Here is an 18,216-nt window from a genome sequence, read left to right as displayed (position 1 = left end):
GGTATCTATGGCTGTAAGTTATTAATGGGAGCTTGCGTTGGTTTTACAAAAATTAAGCCAGAAATGAAGGCCAAAAGGTAATACAAAATTTCGATACCATGTTGGATTGCTACCTCGCCAACGGTATATAGAGAAAAAATCAAGACTACCAAACCCAGCACTGTCATTCTCGCTGGATAGGCATTGCGAGTAGCCTCTATGAAGCTCAGCAACAATACTGAAAAAATTAAGGCTAAAATTGGAAAACCAAATGCTAAACCTAATTCTATCCAACCGCTATGGGTGGCGATTCCAGGGTCATTTTCACCAAGCGGCATATTTACGGGGGGGTTAGGGTGTTTTCCCAAGGGGTAGGCCAGCGTACCAACACCGTACCAATTTTCAAAAATTTTACTCAAACCGGCTACAGCCCAAGCTATTCTCCCATAATTAGCATCTGCTGGAATGTGCCCATCCTCTCCTTGGGGAAGGCCCATGGCAGGATTTTGCCAATGTGGGTATCGTTCAATTTGAACTGCAATTTTTGCATCCTTGAGAATAGTATTCCAACCACTATTAATATTTGTTTGCAAAAACGCAAAATACACGACAAGACATAAAATGATAGCGGCAAATAAAAGCGCTAAAAGACTTTTTACATTAGGCCGTCTCATCTGACTTTGAATGAAGAAAATCAATACACAAATGAACCAAAAGCTGTACAAAATTATTGATAAGCCAATGCCATTTCGAGCATTTACAATAAATACAAATGCCCACAACGCCATACTGGTACCAACCAACCAATAAAGAAAATACCAAAGCTTCAAATGACTCCATTGATAATGGATTGCACGAAAATGATCCAAAAGGGCACCATCAATACCTGCAACGAATATCATGCCCGCTAGAACGGCATTAAACTTTAAATGGAATAAATAGTGATCGTAGTCTGGAACTAGTAATTGGTTTTGCGCTAGCGCTCTTGGAATATATTGGTAATACAGAACGCAGAAGGCAAGCAATATACCCAACCAGAGCAGATTGAGGCGGTTTGGGTAATTGCGTAAAGCTAGCCCAGCTCCCAGGCCCACAATGAATGCCAAGAGTGCTCTTAACCAAGTGCTTTTTAGCTCATCAAGTTGCGCAATTGGATCAACTGAAAAAAAGAAATAATGAACAATGACCCAAAGAAAACTGCAGGCAATTAGGATCAGTGGTAGAAGCTTCCAAAGAGATAAATCTTCCTTTAGTTTTTCATAGCGAAATTCAAGGGCGATGTAATAAAGCGATAAAAGCGTCCCAACAACTAAAAGAATATTACGAAGGGCAATCGTCTCTTTAACTGCCCAAATTCCCAATAGGATTGAACTTAAGATGATCAGAACCCACCTTAGATTATCTATCGAAGGGCTCTGTAATTTGTCTGTCGGCTGATTCAAAATTTATCCTAAGTTAAATATCCGCAATAGAGTTGCTATCTTTTTAAACACTAGCATAAGTTACCATTAAATTACCTTTATTTACCTATGTTCGGTCGTTTCATTTACCGCTGGCTCGGAATTTTCCTCGAGCGTTTTGACCGTCGCAAAACGACTAGCAAAATCCTACTGCAAGATGTATTTGACTTTGGGATACTGAACGCCCAAATTGTTAATAGTTGGTCAATTCTGTTTGCCTGTGATCTTCACCCCACGATCCAATTATTGCTCAGATGGACACAACTTATGTAGATCGCATCGCTAATCGAATCAACTCCAATAGCAAACCATCTGGTTAATTTGCTGCCAATTATATTCAATCCAAATGGCGTATTTACTTCTCACAAGTAGTTCTTCCGCAGATTCAACGGCCATTCATTTTAGTGAGCGGCGATAACGATACGACAATTAGTAGAGCAACCCTTGGTAGTGATTTGGATTTAATTCTTGACCATCCACATCGGGTGCGGTGGTAAGCCCAAAATAAGGGTCACGATTCGCCCAAGTTAAGTGCTATTCCCATCGGAATCAATTTATATAACTTGTGGCTTGATCCCTTGCAATGGGGTGGCGGCTTTATTCTGCCCACACTCCAAGAATTGCAAATCCAAACCTTTGTAAAGCAAGCGCAAAAGTGCGAGGATCGACTGCCCCTCGTCTTTTGCAACGGGTATTTCTTACTTGATCGAACCAATCGGCAATCCTGCTATGACATGATCAATTGATCGCTTTGCTATGTTCAACCCAAGCCCTTACCTTCAGCCAAAACCTGGGAAGAGCAATCGGGTTATCAATTTGTCTTAATTCCCCATGGAGCAGAGATTGATTCCTTTCATACCTGGGAAGCTCTAATTCTTGGCTGCATTCCCATAGTTAAGAAATCTCATATCAGCGAGCTTTTTCAAGACTTGCACGTGATTGAAGTTGAATCTTGGGATCAACTAATCCCAGAATTTTTAGCACAAGCTAAATTGAATCTTAAAAACAAAATGTTTAATTACGACAAACTAACGATGCATTACTGGAGGAAATTGATCAACGAAGGTGGCGACTTGTAATCAGCTGAGTTGCACAAATTCCTGATAGGTCATTGATAGCCCAGACTCTAAATCGACATGGGGTTGCCAACCCAGCTTCTGAAGTGTTGATGAATTCATTAGTTTTCGTGGAGCACCATCTGGCTTTGTGGAATCAAACTCAATCTCGCCAGCATATCCAGTTACCTTGGCGATCAAGTGGGCTAACTCTGCAATCGTGACATCACTACCAAAACCAACGTTAAGATGCTGCTGCATTGGACTAGTCACTTGATCGTACTGCACTTTCGGTAAATTCATTACAAATACGCAGGCTTTTGCCATGTCATCCACGTATAAAAATTCGCGCCTAGGAGTCCCGGTTCCCCAAATGACTACCTTGGATTGATTGTGACGTTTAGCCTCATGAAAACGTCGCACCAGCGCCGGAATCACATGGCTATTTTCGGGGTGGTAGTTATCACCTGGTCCATACAGATTGGTGGGCATTACGGAACGATAGTCCACCCCATGACTCTCGCCATATTGCCGGTTATAGCTTTCGCACATTTTGATACCGGCAATCTTGGCAATCGCATAGGGCTCATTGGTAGGCTCTAATTTTCCGGTCAAGAGTGCGTCCTCCGCCATCGGTTGAGACGCTAACTTTGGATAAATGCAACTGGAACCTAAGAATAGGAGTTTTTTGACGCCACTTCGAAAGGCTTGATGGATGACATTATTTTGCACCATCAAATTGTCGTAAATAAACTCTGCAGGATAGGTATTGTTCGCATGAATTCCCCCAACTATTGCTGCCGCCAAGTACACCTGATCAGGCTTTTCAGATTCAAAAAAGTGTTGGACGGCTGCTTGATTGGTGAGGTCGAGTTCCTGATGAGTGCGATACACCAAATTGGTATAGCCTTTGCGCGCCAACTCCCGCACAATCGCAGACCCCACCATGCCCCGATGGCCTGCAATATAAATTTTTGGATCACGATCGTTAGACAAGCAAGCCTCTCTATAAGGTTTGATTAGTTTTACAAGTGATTACTTTTCTTTACCAACCGCAACGTCATAGCCGTGTTGTTTTAGTAATGCATGTTGCTTTGCTTTTTCCAGATCGTGGGCGACCATCTCTTCGATCATTTGATCAAGCGTAATCTCAGGCACCCAACCCAGCTTTTCTTTGGCTTTAGAGGGATCCCCCAAGAGGGTCTCGACTTCGGTGGGGCGGTAGTAATGCGGATCAATTTGTACGATTACATCGCCCACCTTTAAAGCAGGCGCCTTGTTCCCTTCAATCTTCGCTACAATGGCCTTCTCGCTTTCAGCTTTGCCTTCAAATTTCAGAGTGATTCCTAGCTCATTGGCACTCTTTTGAATGAACTCACGCACGGTATATTGCACCCCCGTGGCAATCACAAAATCTTCTGGCTTGTCTTGTTGGAGCATCAACCACTGCATACGCACATAATCCATGGCGTGACCCCAATCGCGTAACGCATCAATATTGCCCATGTAGAGGCACTGCTCCAGACCCTGAGCAATGTTGGCCAAACCGCGCGTGACCTTGCGTGTCACAAAGGTTTCACCGCGGCGCTTGGATTCATGGTTAAAGAGAATGCCATTGCACGCATACATGCCATAGGCTTCTCGGTAGTTCACCGTAATCCAATAGGCATAGAGCTTAGCAACTGCGTAGGGGCTTCTCGGATAGAACGGGGTCGTTTCTTTTTGGGGGATCTCTTGCACTAAGCCATAGAGCTCTGAAGTCGAGGCTTGGTAAAAGCGGGTTTTCTTTTCCAATCCTAAGATGCGAATGGCCTCCAACATCCGCAGTGCTCCAATCGCATCCACGTCCGCCGTATACTCCGGCGACTCAAAGGAGACAGCCACATGGCTTTGCGCCCCTAGGTTGTAGATTTCATCGGGTTGGCACTCCTGAATGATGCGCACCAAGTTGCTGGTGTCCGTCAAATCCCCATAGTGCAAGATCAAATGGCGATGATTCACGTGCGGGTCTTCGTAGAGGTGATCAATACGCTCGGTATTAAAGAGTGAGGCGCGGCGTTTAATGCCATGCACCACATAGCCCTTTTCCAATAAAAATTCAGCCAGGTAGGAGCCGTCTTGGCCAGTAATACCAGTAATTAAAGCTACTTTAGGTTGATTGGTGCTCATGGATTTGTGATTGGTTATGATTAATCTTAAACTCTATTTTCGCCCATACGTATCTTCAAACCGCACAATATCATCTTCTCCTAAATAAGAGCCTGATTGCACCTCAATAATTTCCAGGGGTTCAGTCCCAGGGTTGGCTAATCGATGGGTCTGCCCTTGGGGGATGTACGTGCTTTGATTCTCGCGCAAGATCATCACTTGATCGCCATTGGTGATTTCTGCGGTTCCCTTCACCACAATCCAGTGCTCAGCGCGGTGATGGTGCATTTGTAGGGAGAGGCTCGCGCCGGGTTTCACTTGAATGCGTTTGACCTTAAAGCGCTCACCCTCATCGACGCTGTCATACCAACCCCAGGGCCGATTGACTTTACGATGCAAATTCTTCTCTTCGCGACTCTCTTGCTCTAGTCGTTTGATAATGGCCTTGACTTCTTGACTATTGGCTCGATCAGCAACCAATACCGCATCGGCGGTCTCTACAACAACAAGGTTATTGACGCCCACTGCGCCAATCAAACGATTACTTGAGTAAACAAGAGAATTGGTGGTTTGCTCCAAGACAACATCCCCTCGCGTGACATTACCTTGCTCATCTTGACTACTGACCTGCCAGACTGCATCCCATGCGCCTAAATCATTCCAACCGGCATCCAATGGAACCATTTGAATGGTAAAAGTGCTACCAGGGCATTTCTCAATCACCGCATAATCAATTGATTCGCTCGGAATCGAATTAAAAAGTTCTTTATCGGGTCGGATAAAAAGAGCATCACCACTGACATCGCTCGTTTTAGCTTGCCATGCTTTGATGGTAGCCTCCAAAATATCAGGGCGAAACTCTTTTAATGCAGCAAGCCAGACACTCGCCTTGAGGACAAACATGCCGCCATTCCAATAGTAGCCACCCTCCTTTAAATATTGGGTGGCAGTCGCTAAATCGGGCTTTTCGACAAAACGCTTGACCAACATCGCGCCATTATCTGCTGGCTGCGCTTGAATATACCCATAACCGGTCTCTGGGGCCGTTGGCTTTATTCCCAAAATCGCAATCGCCCCTGATTGGGCAATTTGCAGTGCCGACTGTATGGCTTTTTCAAATGCGGATTGATTAGCAATTGTTTGATCAGCGGGCGTCACGAGCAAAACGGCATCATCGTGATTCTCTATTGCACATAAGGCTGCCAAGGTAAGTGCTGGTGCAGTGTTGCGCCCCGATGGCTCAAGTAGCAGGGTTGCCTGGGCATTCTTTAACTCGCGCAGCTGATCCAATGCTAAAAAACGATGTTCTTCATTGGTCACAATGAATGCCCTACCCGAATCAGCGCCAGATCCGATCGCTGCGCAAGCCCTAATAATAGCCTGCTGAAAAAGACTTTCCTGACGATCGTCGCCAGAGAGAATTAAAAATTGCTTTGGAAAGCCTGCGCGCGATAAAGGCCAAAGACGCGTCCCGGAACCGCCACATAAAATGACTGGTATGGTTGAGGGGGTTATGGTAGAAGTATTCACACAAAGCTATATTTAGAAAACAACCCTATTTTAAAGGACTAATCAAAACAAAATTTGGAATTAGTTCGGAACAACATTTACCGCTTAAACTATTCCTAATAGTAAATATCCCATTCATCGCCGACTTTATGACTAAAAATGCCCTCATTATTGGCATTACCGGACAAGATGGTGCTTACCTAGCACAGCACCTTCTTAGCAAAGGCTATGCAGTTACTGGATCGTCGCGAGATGTCATGGCATCCTCATTTGCCAACTTAAATGCCCTTGGTATTCGCGAACACGTAAAGCTAATATCTGTCTCAATTAATGACTTTCGTAGCGTCTTTAACGCGATTCAAAGCTGCGATCCTGATGAGATTTACAACCTCGCCGGTCAAACCTCTGTTGGCCTTTCCTTTGAACAACCGGTTGAAGCCATTGAAAGTATTGCGATTGGCACCTTGAATATTTTGGAGGTAATCCGAGTACTTGGTAAGACCGTCCGTTTTTACAATGCTGGTTCTAGTGAGTGTTTTGGAGATACCGGTACCACCCCTGCCAATGAGGCTACACCCTTTGCACCACGCAGTCCGTATGCAGTTGCGAAATCAACCGCCAAGTGGCTTATTAACAGCTACCGTGAATCCTATGGTCTCTATGCCTGCACGGGCATCTTGTTTAACCACGAATCGCCCTTGCGTCCGGAGCGTTTTGTCACGCAAAAAATTGTGGTGGGCGCTAGTCAGATCAAAGCTGGGCTGATGCAAAAGATTGAACTGGGTAATTTAGATATTTGCCGCGATTGGGGCTGGGCTTCAGAGTATGTGGAAGCCATGTGGCTCATGATGCAGCAAGATAAACCTGATGATTTTGTGATCGCCACGGGCCGCATGGAGTCCCTCACCTATTTTGTCGCCAAAGCCTTTGAGTATTTTGATTTGGATTGGCAAGAGCATGTAGAAATTAATCCTGCGTTTTTCCGACCCAATGAAATTCAATACAGTGTGGGTAACCCCGAGCGGGCCATTAAACAACTGAAGTGGAAAAAACCCACCGATGTTGACGGGGTGATTGAGCGCATGTGCGCTGCGCAAGCGCAAAAGCTCGCTTAGTACGCTTAGTAGACAGTAGACTCTCATTTTATTCCGATTGATCAAATTGATGATTGCATCATTAATCGCTGACAAGCCGCAAGCACCTCAGCCACTTCAGGCGGATGCCCTACATCACCGTGATTGGCGATTTGATTGGACCAATAGCCCTCGGTTTTCCACCTAGGGGAGTCGCAATAAATCTCAACCGTGGGTTTACCCAAAACGGCGGCCACATGGGTTAAACCGGTGTCTACCCCCACGATGAGTGCCGCATGGGCAACCAACGAATAGGCCTCTTCAATTGAGATGGCCCTGGGAACGATTGCTCCCGGAATGTGACTTGCGATGAATTCACTAACCTGCCTTTCGCTCGTACTCCCCCAAGGCAGTACCAATCGGTAGCCCTCTTTAGCCAATGATTTTCCCAAATCAATCCACGATTCATTAGCCCAGCGCTTGGCGGCGCGCGCTGTGGAATGAAAACACAGCACATACGGCGCGGTGGGGTCATTAGTCGCGCTGGAAAGATCCTCGAGGGGTAGGATTGGAAGATGCTTTACAAATTCAGGGGGATAAAACTGCGGTGGTTCATTCTCGCGTTTAATGAGTGGCCAATCCATCGCCGAGCACATCACCCAACGCGCGCGATCAACCGCGTGGCACTGTTTAGGAACCTGCACTGCTTGGGTATAAAAAAAGCGTGCCAACGGCTCATAGCCTGAGTACTCGGTGGCATTCCCCAGACCCGCAACTACCGCATGAGCGGATTTTTTTGCAAGTGTGCACACCAAGGCGGATTTGATTAAGCCTTGCGTTTCAAGAATCACATCGTAGGTGGTGGCTTGCAGTATTTGGCGCATGGTCCGAAACTCATGCCAAGTACTTCGACTCCAAAGGCTTTTACGCCAACGCCGAAACGCGAGCGGAATAATCCGATCAATCCCTCTAAATGTGTTGGTGGTTTCTAAGGGTTTGAGTAATGGGACGTAGGCCTCTTCGATAATCCAATCGATTTGCGCATGGGGCAAGCGTTTGCGCAAATCCCAAACGATGGGCAGGGTATGGAGCACATCGCCTAAGGATGAAAGCTTAACGATCAAGATTTTGGGGGCACCCCCCTCTTGAGTGATCAACCCTGCCTGATCAGTCTGATCTACAGAAGTGTGCTGTAAGCCTTGCGTCTGCGATAAACTAGCCATGGCTCGATTATCGTATGGTTTAGTCATGGGCCGCGCTCATTCCCTTCGACTTTCAGAGCGACTTGATGGATACCACTAAAACTTAGGGGCTTGCTTCCAGGATAGGCCTGCCGCATCCTTGGCGTTGAGCGACACTTCTACGCCAGCTGGAATGGGCCATTGGATCGCGATGGTGGGATCGCACCATGATAAACAGACTTCGCTCTTTGGATCGTAGTAATCGGTGGTTTTGTATAAAAACTCTGCGGTATCGGATAAGACCAAAAAGCCATGCGCAAAGCCGGGGGGGATCCACAGTTGGCGATGGTTTTCAGCGCTCAGTATCTCGCCCACCCAGTGGCCAAAAGTCGATGAGTCTTTGCGTAAGTCCACAACTACATCAAAGACCGAACCCGCTATCACTCGCACGAGTTTACCTTGCGTGTGTTCGAGTTGGTAATGCAACCCCCGCAGTATCCACTGCTGTGAGAAGGAATGATTATCTTGCACAAACTCAATCTGCAGTCCAGTTGCGTTTGCAAAATCCTTGGTATTAAAGGATTCGGTAAACCAACCGCGCTGATCCCCAAAGACCTTAGGCTCCACCATCAACACCTCAGGAATGGCGGTAGGCTTGACTTGTAATTTCGGATTAGTATCAATAGTCATGACTTTGCCTTGGTAGATAAACCAATCGGTTGTGCACTGGTATTTAATTCATGAAGCATTTTGGATAGATACTGACCGTAACTGCTTTTACTGAGTTGATTGGCAACCTTCTCCACAGCTTCTTGGCTAATCCAACCATGTCGGTAGGCAATTTCTTCGGGACAAGCCACCATGAGACCTTGACGTTTTTGCAAAGTAGCAATAAAACCTGCGGCATCGAGGAGCGAATCGTGCGTGCCCGTATCGAGCCAGGCATAGCCGCGCCCCATGATCTCAACACTCAATGCATTGTTAATGAGATAAGCACGGTTCACATCCGTAATCTCAAGCTCGCCCCTGGCACTGGGTTTAATCGAAGCAGCAATGTCGCAGACCTGATGATCGTAAAAATAAAGACCGGTTACCGCATAACTACTTCGGGGCTTTGTTGGTTTTTCTTCAATCGAGATGGCTTTGTAGTCTTGATCAAACTCGACGACACCATAGCGCTCGGGATCATTCACGTGATAGGCAAATACGGTTGCGCCGTCGATTTGGGCATTCGCACGCTGGAGCTGATCTACGAGCTCATGGCCATAAAAAATATTGTCACCCAATACCAATGTGCAGGGATGATGGTTTATGAAGGACTTGCCCAAAATAAAAGCTTGCGCAAGACCATCGGGCGATTGCTGCACACAGTAGGCGATATTCAAACCCCATTGCGAACCGTCACCCAGTAACTCGGTAAAACGTGGAGTATCGTGCGGGGTAGAAATCAACAAAATGTCACGAATACCAGCGAGCATCAGGGTTGTTAGCGGGTAATAGACCATCGGCTTGTCATACACCGGCATGAGTTGCTTGGAGACCGCTTGCGTGACAGGATATAAACGCGTGCCCGAGCCACCCGCCAAGATAATACCCTTGCGCTTGTTTGAATTCGCTAAATTTACTGTCATCGAAAAATACCTTTAGGAAGCTCTTAAATATTTTTATGAAGAACTAAATCTTGAACATAGTCTGCGACTTGCTCTTGCCATGATTGTTGCCATTGCTGCCATTTTGTCACATCAGTGCCTTTAGAGATCTGATTCATAAGCGTATCCAATGCGGGTCGTCCCAAACGTGAGTTCATCGGTCGCGGTGCCGGTAAGGGATACTCCGAAGCAGGAATGGCAGTGATCTGATTAGGATACAGTTTTAGATCCGCACCCGCATCTGAGGCAACCTGTACTGCAAAACAGGCCAATTCGTACCAGGTTGTTTCTCCTTGAGGGATGGCGTGGTAAAACCCTGAGGGAAAGGATCGCAGTTGATGGTTCTCATTAAGCACGATGGCTAGGCTAATGCTCGCTAACCAGAGTGCACTGGTGGGCACGCCATATTGATTGGCAATGACTTTGATGGCATCGCGCTCTTTAGCGAGCCGCAAGATCGTACGAATAAAGTTAGGCCCATCGCCATAGACCCAGCTGGTTCGCAAAATTGCAAATTGTGCTTGGGGGTCTGGCTGACTTCTAAATATCGTTTCAATCGCTTCCTCACCGGCTGCTTTGCTTTTGCCATAGATTCCTAACGGATTACGGGCATCGGTCTCGAGGTAAGGGGTGGCTTTGGTCCCATCAAAGACGTAATCGGTCGAGTAGTGTAATAAGGTTGCGCCCTCCTTCACTGCGTATTGCGCCATAACGGCGGGGGCATTGGCATTGATTGCATAGGCTAAATCGATTTCTTGCTCAGCTTGATCTACTGCTGTATACGCCGCCGCATTAATGATGAGGTTTGGTTTCGTTTCTCGTAAAAGATTGGTTATAGCATCGGCATTGCTAAGGTCGCACTGCGCGCGCCCTACGAAGTGAATGCGATGCAACTCGCTGAGCTTATGAGCGGCCAAGACGCTTTGAAATGCTTTACCCAATTGGCCATCTTTACCAAAAACCAAAATGTTCATTTGAATATAGGGATGGATATGTTTTAGCTGTATTGCTTTTGCAACCAATCGCGATAGGCGCCGCTCACCACACCCTCCACCCAGGATAGATTCTCGAGATACCACTGGACCGTTTTGCGAATGCCGGTATCAAAGGTTTCAGCGGGTCGCCAACCGAGCTCGCGCTCAATTTTGCTTGCATCCATCGCATAGCGCCGATCGTGGCCAGGGCGATCTTTCACAAAAGTAATTTGCTGGGCATAAGACTGTCCATCCGCTCTCGGTCTTAACTCATCCAAAATCTGGCAGATGGTTTGCACGACACTTAGATTGGTTTTCTCATTCCAACCACCAATGTTGTACGTTTCTCCAAGCGCACCGTGAGCGAGCACCGCGCGAATCGCTGAGCAATGATCACCGACAAAGAGCCAATCGCGCACTTGCTGGCCATCGCCGTAAATGGGTAGCGGCTTACCATTGATGGCATTCAAAATAACGAGGGGAATGAGCTTTTCGGGGAAATGGTATGGCCCATAGTTATTCGAGCAATTGGTGGTCACCACCGGTAAGCCATAGGTGTGAAACCAGGCTCTTACTAAATGATCCGATGCGGCTTTGGAAGCGGAATAGGGACTATTGGGTTCATAGGGATGGGTTTCCGTAAATGCCGGGGCGGTTGGTAATAGCGAGCCATAGACTTCATCGGTGGAGACATGGTGAAAGCGAAAACTCTTTTTTCGGTCTTCGGATAGATCATTCCAAAAGTGACGCGCGCATTCGAGCAAATGGAAGGTGCCAACAATGTTTGTATTGATAAAATCAGCTGGGCCATGGATCGAACGATCGACATGGCTCTCGGCGGCAAAGTTCACAATCGCTCGGGGTTGATGCTCTTTTAAAAGCTGCAGGACCAACGCACGATCGCCAATATCGCCTTGCACAAACCGATGGCGGGAATCGTTCTTTAGGGAGTCAAGCGTCGCTAAGTTACCCGCATAGGTTAATTTATCGAGATTAATGATTCCTTCGGCAGCGGGGTCTTTGAGCCAATCGAGCACAAAGTTGCCGCCAATAAAACCCGCGCCACCCGTTACAAAAATCATGGTCTACCTCTATTACCGTCAATATCAATAATACTAGGGTTAACGAGCCTTTATTAAATCCAGGTATTTATTGAGCCGCTTTTTTCCAAAAACCAATAGTCCCAAAGCTTGGATCCATTTCAAGATCATTTCAGCTCTCTTGGAAACGACTTGGTGCTCACAATTAATCAATGCGCAGTTGATGTAAATTCGATATCCCTTTTGGCGCAACTCCGCATGATAGGAAATGTGTTCACAGATCTCATCCAATCTACCCTCGCTAACTGAACCGACATAGCGCCCCGCTAAAAATGCCTCCCTGCGGTAGATGGCAAATCCGCCAAATGCTGAGTCCACCTCAATTAAACCCGCACTGGGATCAAGCGCCACTTGTTTGGCGGTAATCGCTAAATTTTCTGCGGCCTCATACCCAATAATATTTTCTAATGCTGTTCTTTGTTGCCAGCAATCGGTTGGATTCCAATCTGGATGTTTTAGCGCCCAAGTGTCGTAATAGGGCCCTAATTGATTAGCCGTAATAACATCCCATGGCTCGCTTACTTTCCAGCATTGGGTAATTTTCTCGGGGGTGATAAGGCTATTCATGCCATCCATATCGGCCATGGCGATATAGTCAATATGGGCATAAGCTGGGTTTTGCGCGACGGCATCAATAATCACATTGCGACACAAGGCAATCCGATCAGTGCGCCTGGGGTAGTGTTGACTTAATTGCCCCATACTGACATACGAAAACTGAGGAATGGTCTTAGTCAGTTCGGCTAATTTTTTTACCGTATCATCGTTGGAGTCACTTTCAACTACCAAGCAATCAATGCTTTTAAAATGTATGAGGCTTGCCATTAGGGTTTGCACTTCGCGCTCAATTACCCCCGCAACATTACGAACGGGGCCAGCCAATAAGACTGACGATTCTGAAATCGGCCGATGTGGGTTAAGTTCGCGGTGTGAGGTCATATATAGTGGGATAAATGATGCGATTTGCTAACTATTATCACCCGGACCGGGTTAAGAATGCCTCATTTGCGGTGATTGATAAACATCATACCTATAACCCGACCTACACCAATCGGCTCTTACGTTCTGAATTCATGGCGGTAGGCGTTGAGCTCAATAACCCTGATGTCAATTTAGGTCGCCCCATTGCTTTTAATCTTCTTCATGATGGTCAGATGATTTGTGATTTACCCGGTCCCAAATACCTGATTGCCACTGAAAACCCCAGTATTTGCCCCCTCAATTGCGATGAACAATACCTCAAGCAATTTGACGCGTTCTTCACTTGGAATCGAAATTTATTGCACTTACCCAATGCAGTGCAGCTCTTCATCCCCAATCAGATTCGCTATGAGGCATTTGCGCCTTTTGAGGAACGGCCAATATTTAGCTGCCTCATTAATGCCAATAAAGCCTTTCCCCCCGGACTCGCAACCGACTTATATCGCGAGCGCATTTCGGTGATTCGCTGGTATGAAAATCACGCGCCAAGCGATTTTTCCCTCTATGGCCTGGGTTGGGGTAAACCCAGTCCTGCATTTCATTTTTCCGCAAAGATTAAGCGGCGGATTGAGCGTCTACGAACCCAACTTTTTGGGTATCGACCGTTTCCGAGCTACGCCGGAGCGATTGAAGATAAGTCCGTGGTGTACCGTAAAGCTAAGTTTGCCTACTGTTATGAAAATGTGGCGGATTTACCCGATTACATTACCGAAAAAATATTTGATTGCTTTTTTAGCGGCTGCGTTCCGGTCTATTGGGGGTCCCACACCATTAACGAGCATATTCCAAGTCATTGCTTTATTGATCGTCGGCAGTTTGATACGACTGCTGATGTACATCGCTACCTAAAGTCGATCGATGCAAAAACCTATGCCCGCTTCCAACAAAACATAATGACTTATTTGAAAAGCTCGGCCGCTATGGCATTTGACACCACACGGTATGTATCAATCATCCGCAATCGGATTTTGGCTGATTTGAACCAATGAGTCAGCGCTTTATCATTGATTACGACAATCCCGATGCCGGAATCGGTCACTCGATGGGCTTCATTAATCGTGGGCTCAAAATTGCACTTCGCAATCAATTGCAGTTAGCATACGCTCCGGCACAGCTGCGCAAATCGTCGCGCGCCAATTGGCGCTGGCGCCTCAAGCAGGGCTTACGCAAACTACGGGGTGCGCAAGTCTATGAAACCCATAATCTTGGTGATGACTTAAACCGCATGCTCAATTTGGCCCAGATACTTCCTAGACGGAATGCGGTAGAGCGGCGCATTCGCCAAGGTGAACTGAGGGTCATTACCTTGCCTCAATTTCAAATACCGATTCCAACGCATGAGCAAATTGATGATGAGGTCTATCGAGTAATCGATACCTTCATTCAATCCCACCCAGAACCCAATACCGTCTTTCGGTTAAAAAAAAATCCCACTGGTGATTATGAATATGCCAGTACTCGAACCTGGTTACGCAGCGCCTATGACAAAGCCCGTCAAACCGATCCAATTGCTCTTCTCTATCCACCAGGATCTTTACATATTGCGGTGCATATTCGCCGAGGTGACCTGCTACCGGGTCGGCAATACGCGGATTTAGCGTCACGAATGCTTCCTGATCGGTGGTATCTTGAGATTCTCGATCTCATCATGGCCCAGGTCCATCAACCCCTAACGATCCATATTTTTAGTGAGGGAAAAAATGGGGTATTTCACTCCGAAACCGGGGAGCCTTTCTCTTGGATGCATTACTACAAGGACAGCGGTCATCAGGTAGTTGAGCATATCGACACGCCTTTTTTAGAAACCTTTCATCACCTTTTACAGGCCGATTACTTCATTGGCTCCAAAAGTGGAATGACCCATTTAGCAGGAATGCTTAGTCATTCCATTAAGCTAGTTCCATCTATGTGGCACTCGTACCGAGGCGCTGATCATCTCTGTGAAGTGCCTGACATCCTCGACGTACCGAGTAAAAGAGCCATCACTCAATTTTTAGCGCATCACCCACCAGCAAACCAGGATCCGCTCTAGGCGTGTGAGCGGCGTCCAAATTCCTGAGCGCCGATACTGAAACCGTGCGTAAATTTCATAGTAAGCCTTGAACGACATTTTTGGAAAAGATACCTTCAGAGCTTTTAGTAATTGAATTGCCGGATACATGCGTTCTCGCCACGGAAGTGGATTAGGACGAAGGTGGACATCAATTCCGAGTAGCGTCAAATAGCGCTTTTGCACTTCAATACTGGAGAGCTTAAATTTCTCTAAATGAACCGAGCTGGTTTGTGCCGGATATTGCCGGTAAGTCACCAGGCGCTCTGGTAAGTTGAGAAAACGATAGCCCGCCGCAGCAATTTGAACCCACAAGTAATAATCTTCCGATGTCAAAATCGTAGTGTCATACCGATAGCGCTTAAATAGTTCTGCACGTGCCATTACTGCTGAATTGCATAAGGTGCAATACACAGCCAGCAAAGAACGTAAATCAGAGTCACTAAACTTGTCCTTGGATTTTTTAATTTCCTTAGTGGCGTCATCCAGTACCCACTGCGCACTGCCGCATACATCGCATGCCTGGGCCTCTAAAGTGAGTACCTGTTTTTCAAAACGCATCGGATCAGCTATGTCATCGGCATCCATGAGGGCAATGTATTGGCCCTTAGCCATATCAATCATCTTGTTTCGGGCGAAGACCACTCCACGATTTTGGTCTGAAAGCACTTTAATAATTCGGGGATCGACATACCGATGAATCACTGCGCGAGTTTGATCGGAGGAGCCATCATCAAAAATAAGTAGCTCAAAATTGGTATAGGTTTGCGCTAAGATGCTTTCGATCGCCTGGGCGATGTATTTCTCCGAATTAAAGGCCGGCATAATGACGCTGACCAACGCTTGGGTACTCATTAGATATAACTTTGCAGGTAACGCCCCAAGCGCTTAATTTTTTTTAAGGCGCGCGAGAAAACGGATTTTTTACTAGGACCAAGGTCTAGACTTAAGTCCCAACTAGATTGGTAAATGACGCCTTGATAATTTTCCTTGAGCTTGGGAATTGACTCACCCAAACGCCGCAATAGGAAGTAATGCCAATCGTAGTAGTACACCCGAAACAATTGCTCAATCGGATATAAGGGAATGGCCCGAAAGTTCAATAAGGCCTCGTTATAAATAAAGGTTTCTGGATGCTCACGCGTGCATAAATCCCATAGCGTTTGGCCGCGAGGCTCAAGAAATTCTGTATCGAGTGATTGCCATACGGCCGCTGACCAAATGAAGGGTGGGCAGAGGCAGTAGTAATTAGGGCCACGGCGACCAAAAATCGCTTTAACATTTTCCGCGTCCACTTGTAAATTACGGGGTGCTTTTGCGTAGTTCCGATTAATCGCGAGCTGATGGTATTCCTTGTTTTGATAAATCACTGTATAGGGATAGCCATCGCTTGCAATAAAGTCACTTTTTTTAAAATCACGTATAAAAATGCAATCGGAATCCAAGCAAACATAATTACTCGCAAGACCTAAGCGCCAAAATTCAGATTTAATGACTTGTTGCGCGAGCCCACCAGGTTTGGTCTTTTCAATCCCCATGGGCGCCCTCGGATTTGCACGCGAGATTGATTCATCGGAGACCCATTGGTAACCGTGGCTACCAAGGAACCGCTCCAGTTCAAGGCGCTCACTCTCGGGGGTAGATATATAAAAATCAAGGCGCTCTTGGTTGTGGCGGTCGATGGAAGCCAACAAATTTCGCAGACGCAAAAAGTCCTTCGAATACGACTTGCAGTAAAGAACAATGTCTTTCAAAAGAGCGTCCGCTTAAATGTGAAGGTGATGAAAAATGGTCCTTACTGCTTGATCAACTCCAATTGGATTGTAAACAGGGTTAATAAGTTGTTTGTGGTTCCAATCCAACCAAATCCGCTCGAGTGTCTTTGCAATCCCGCTCTCGTCTCCATCAGCGCTTAGATAGGAGCCCCGCTCTTGCAACATTTGGTCGAGCTGAGGATTGCGATGTGTAATCCCCCAAATGGGTCGGCCTGCCCACAAATAATCGTAAAACTTTGAGGGAATATACTCCGCGCACCACTCGTCATTACCAACCAATAAAATCAGAACATCAGCCTCTTGCATCTTTTGCGCAACTTGCTCACGACCCGATTGACCTGTTGTCGGGTTGTATTCGAGCCTTCCATGCGCGATCAGAAGATCGGGATAGTCATACCGCTTAATCGCCTCTAAGGTCAAGGCATCCAAGGGTGCGCCAAAAGCATGGATACGGATAAACTCTCGCGCTTCAGGATATTTGCCAATTAAGGTGTGTGCTGCTCGCAAAATCATGGAGAGGGAACGATCATTCGCCAACGAACCGAAGTGGCATAAATTCAAATATTTGCCATAGCGGTGAGGCTGCCTTCCATCCTCAATAGGAGGATTAGCGCCCGGCATCACCACAAATCCTTGCGCATTGCCAGGCGTGTTTAAATTCGGATTACGCGCCTTTGCGTAATGCAAAGCCCCGTCCGTAAACCACCATACATAATCGGAGTATTTACACAACTGTTTTTCTAAATAGTGCCGAAAACGGGCATCGCGATTTTTCGGCTTTTCAAGTCCCAGATCATCAGGATTTTTCCGAATCACCATTGGATCGTGCACCTCAGAAATCAGTGGTAAGCCCGTGGTTCGCTTTAACCAAACCCCTGCTAGATGTGCTGACCACGCGCTACCAATGGAATAGATCACATCGACCTTGCCTGATTTAATGAGCCAATAGCCACGTAAAAACGCAGGGATTGCCCACGACCATTGGCTGGAATAGCCCAAGATAATTTTTTCAATCGCAATAAAGGGGGCTAAGAGAACCGAGACGGTACGAGTTGTGAATTTATAAAACCACCCCCGCCCGTATTGGTTCGCAATCCAATGCCGAAAATCAAAGCGAAAGGCCGACGGCCCCCAGGCTAAGAATTGATAATGAGGAAAGCGGTTGTCTTTCATGCCGGTGATGGCGCTCAGCACAATCGGTTGCACCCCAGCCTCTAAAAAATAAGGGATCTTATCGGTGATCGTAAGGCTTGCCGCACGACCATCCATATTGAAGGCATGG

The 18,216-nt window shown here is 46.6% G+C and carries 17 protein-coding genes; 4 read left to right on the top strand and 13 right to left on the bottom strand.

The features are described from left to right. Positions 1-5: 5 nt before the first annotated feature. Positions 6-1,421 carry a hypothetical protein gene (locus ICV32_RS01630; RefSeq protein ID WP_215371378.1) on the bottom strand — a complete coding sequence of 472 codons (1,416 nt, stop codon included), beginning with the start codon at positions 1,419-1,421 and terminating at the stop codon, positions 6-8. Between the two features lie 581 nt (positions 1,422-2,002). Between ICV32_RS01630 and ICV32_RS01625 the strand changes: the two genes are divergently transcribed. Next, positions 2,003-2,185, top strand: coding sequence for a hypothetical protein (locus ICV32_RS01625; RefSeq protein WP_215371377.1), 183 nt, complete (start codon positions 2,003-2,005; stop codon positions 2,183-2,185). 333 nt (positions 2,186-2,518) lie between these two features. On the opposite strand, the gene ICV32_RS01620 is transcribed toward ICV32_RS01625, so the two are convergent. The 3 genes from ICV32_RS01620 to ICV32_RS01610 all read right to left on the bottom strand — a co-directional run bounded on the left by ICV32_RS01620 (position 2,519) and on the right by ICV32_RS01610 (position 6,172). Further along, the gene (locus ICV32_RS01620) at positions 2,519-3,442 is read right to left on the bottom strand and encodes a GDP-L-fucose synthase (protein ID WP_251371956.1); all 924 of its coding nucleotides are present in this window, start codon (positions 3,440-3,442) and stop codon (positions 2,519-2,521) included. An 87-nt stretch (positions 3,443-3,529) separates the two neighbouring features. After that, a complete protein-coding gene (gene gmd, locus ICV32_RS01615) occupies positions 3,530-4,663 on the bottom strand; it encodes a GDP-mannose 4,6-dehydratase (RefSeq protein WP_215371374.1) in 1,134 nt (377 codons plus the stop codon). Between the two features lie 33 nt (positions 4,664-4,696). Continuing rightward, positions 4,697-6,172, bottom strand: coding sequence for a mannose-1-phosphate guanylyltransferase/mannose-6-phosphate isomerase (locus tag ICV32_RS01610; RefSeq protein ID WP_251371896.1), 1,476 nt, complete (start codon positions 6,170-6,172; stop codon positions 4,697-4,699). Positions 6,173-6,300: 128 nt separating this feature from the next. Here ICV32_RS01610 and ICV32_RS01605 point away from each other — a divergent pair, with 128 nt between their 5' ends. Then, a complete protein-coding gene (locus ICV32_RS01605; protein WP_215371372.1) occupies positions 6,301-7,266 on the top strand; it encodes a GDP-mannose 4,6-dehydratase in 966 nt (321 codons plus the stop codon). Positions 7,267-7,307: 41 nt separating this feature from the next. Here ICV32_RS01605 and waaC read toward each other — a convergent pair whose 3' ends face one another. Genes waaC through ICV32_RS01575 form a run of 6 tightly spaced genes read right to left on the bottom strand, consistent with a single transcriptional unit; the run spans position 7,308 to position 13,067 of the window. Further along, complete coding sequence (waaC, locus tag ICV32_RS01600; RefSeq protein ID WP_251371895.1) at positions 7,308-8,474, bottom strand: lipopolysaccharide heptosyltransferase I; 1,167 nt, start codon at positions 8,472-8,474, stop codon at positions 7,308-7,310. Positions 8,475-8,522: 48 nt separating this feature from the next. Continuing rightward, positions 8,523-9,095 (bottom strand): dTDP-4-dehydrorhamnose 3,5-epimerase, encoded by a 573-nt coding sequence (rfbC, locus tag ICV32_RS01595; RefSeq protein WP_215371371.1) that lies wholly within the window; start codon positions 9,093-9,095, stop codon positions 8,523-8,525. After that, entirely contained in the window at positions 9,092-10,036 is a 945-nt protein-coding gene (gene rfbA / locus ICV32_RS01590) for a glucose-1-phosphate thymidylyltransferase RfbA (RefSeq protein WP_215371369.1), read from the bottom strand. Before rfbA ends, rfbC begins: the two co-directional genes overlap by 4 nt. A gap of 23 nt (positions 10,037-10,059) precedes the next feature. Further along, positions 10,060-11,028, bottom strand: coding sequence for a dTDP-4-dehydrorhamnose reductase (gene rfbD, locus ICV32_RS01585; protein WP_215371367.1), 969 nt, complete (start codon positions 11,026-11,028; stop codon positions 10,060-10,062). Between the two features lie 23 nt (positions 11,029-11,051). After that, on the bottom strand, positions 11,052-12,110 hold the full coding sequence (gene rfbB, locus ICV32_RS01580; RefSeq protein ID WP_215371366.1) for a dTDP-glucose 4,6-dehydratase: 1,059 nt from the start codon (positions 12,108-12,110) through the stop codon (positions 11,052-11,054). A 39-nt stretch (positions 12,111-12,149) separates the two neighbouring features. After that, positions 12,150-13,067 carry a hypothetical protein gene (locus ICV32_RS01575; protein ID WP_215371364.1) on the bottom strand — a complete coding sequence of 306 codons (918 nt, stop codon included), beginning with the start codon at positions 13,065-13,067 and terminating at the stop codon, positions 12,150-12,152. Between the two features lie 14 nt (positions 13,068-13,081). On the opposite strand from ICV32_RS01575, the gene ICV32_RS01570 reads away from it, so the two are divergent. Together ICV32_RS01570 and ICV32_RS01565 are read left to right on the top strand one after the other, a co-directional pair. Then, positions 13,082-14,098 (top strand): glycosyltransferase family 10 domain-containing protein, encoded by a 1,017-nt coding sequence (locus ICV32_RS01570; protein WP_215371362.1) that lies wholly within the window; start codon positions 13,082-13,084, stop codon positions 14,096-14,098. Next, positions 14,095-15,141, top strand: a complete 1,047-nt coding sequence (locus ICV32_RS01565; protein WP_215371360.1) for a hypothetical protein — start codon at positions 14,095-14,097, stop codon at positions 15,139-15,141. Before ICV32_RS01570 ends, ICV32_RS01565 begins: the two co-directional genes overlap by 4 nt. On the opposite strand, the gene ICV32_RS01560 is transcribed toward ICV32_RS01565, so the two are convergent. Genes ICV32_RS01560 through ICV32_RS01550 form a run of 3 tightly spaced genes read right to left on the bottom strand, consistent with a single transcriptional unit; the run spans position 15,103 to position 18,203 of the window. After that, on the bottom strand, positions 15,103-16,014 hold the full coding sequence (locus ICV32_RS01560; RefSeq protein ID WP_215371358.1) for a glycosyltransferase: 912 nt from the start codon (positions 16,012-16,014) through the stop codon (positions 15,103-15,105). The genes ICV32_RS01565 and ICV32_RS01560 overlap by 39 nt on opposite strands. Next, complete coding sequence (locus ICV32_RS01555) at positions 16,014-16,913, bottom strand: DUF6492 family protein (RefSeq protein ID WP_215371356.1); 900 nt, start codon at positions 16,911-16,913, stop codon at positions 16,014-16,016. Before ICV32_RS01555 ends, ICV32_RS01560 begins: the two co-directional genes overlap by 1 nt. Positions 16,914-16,925: 12 nt before the next feature. Continuing rightward, positions 16,926-18,203, bottom strand: coding sequence for a hypothetical protein (locus ICV32_RS01550; protein WP_251371893.1), 1,278 nt, complete (start codon positions 18,201-18,203; stop codon positions 16,926-16,928). Positions 18,204-18,216 lie beyond the last annotated feature (13 nt).

It is taken from the genome of Polynucleobacter sp. MWH-UH24A (assembly GCF_018687475.1).
GTDB lineage: Bacteria > Pseudomonadota > Gammaproteobacteria > Burkholderiales > Burkholderiaceae > Polynucleobacter.
Note: the sequence above shows the minus strand (reverse complement) of the source record. Positions and strands in the feature narration are given on the sequence as shown.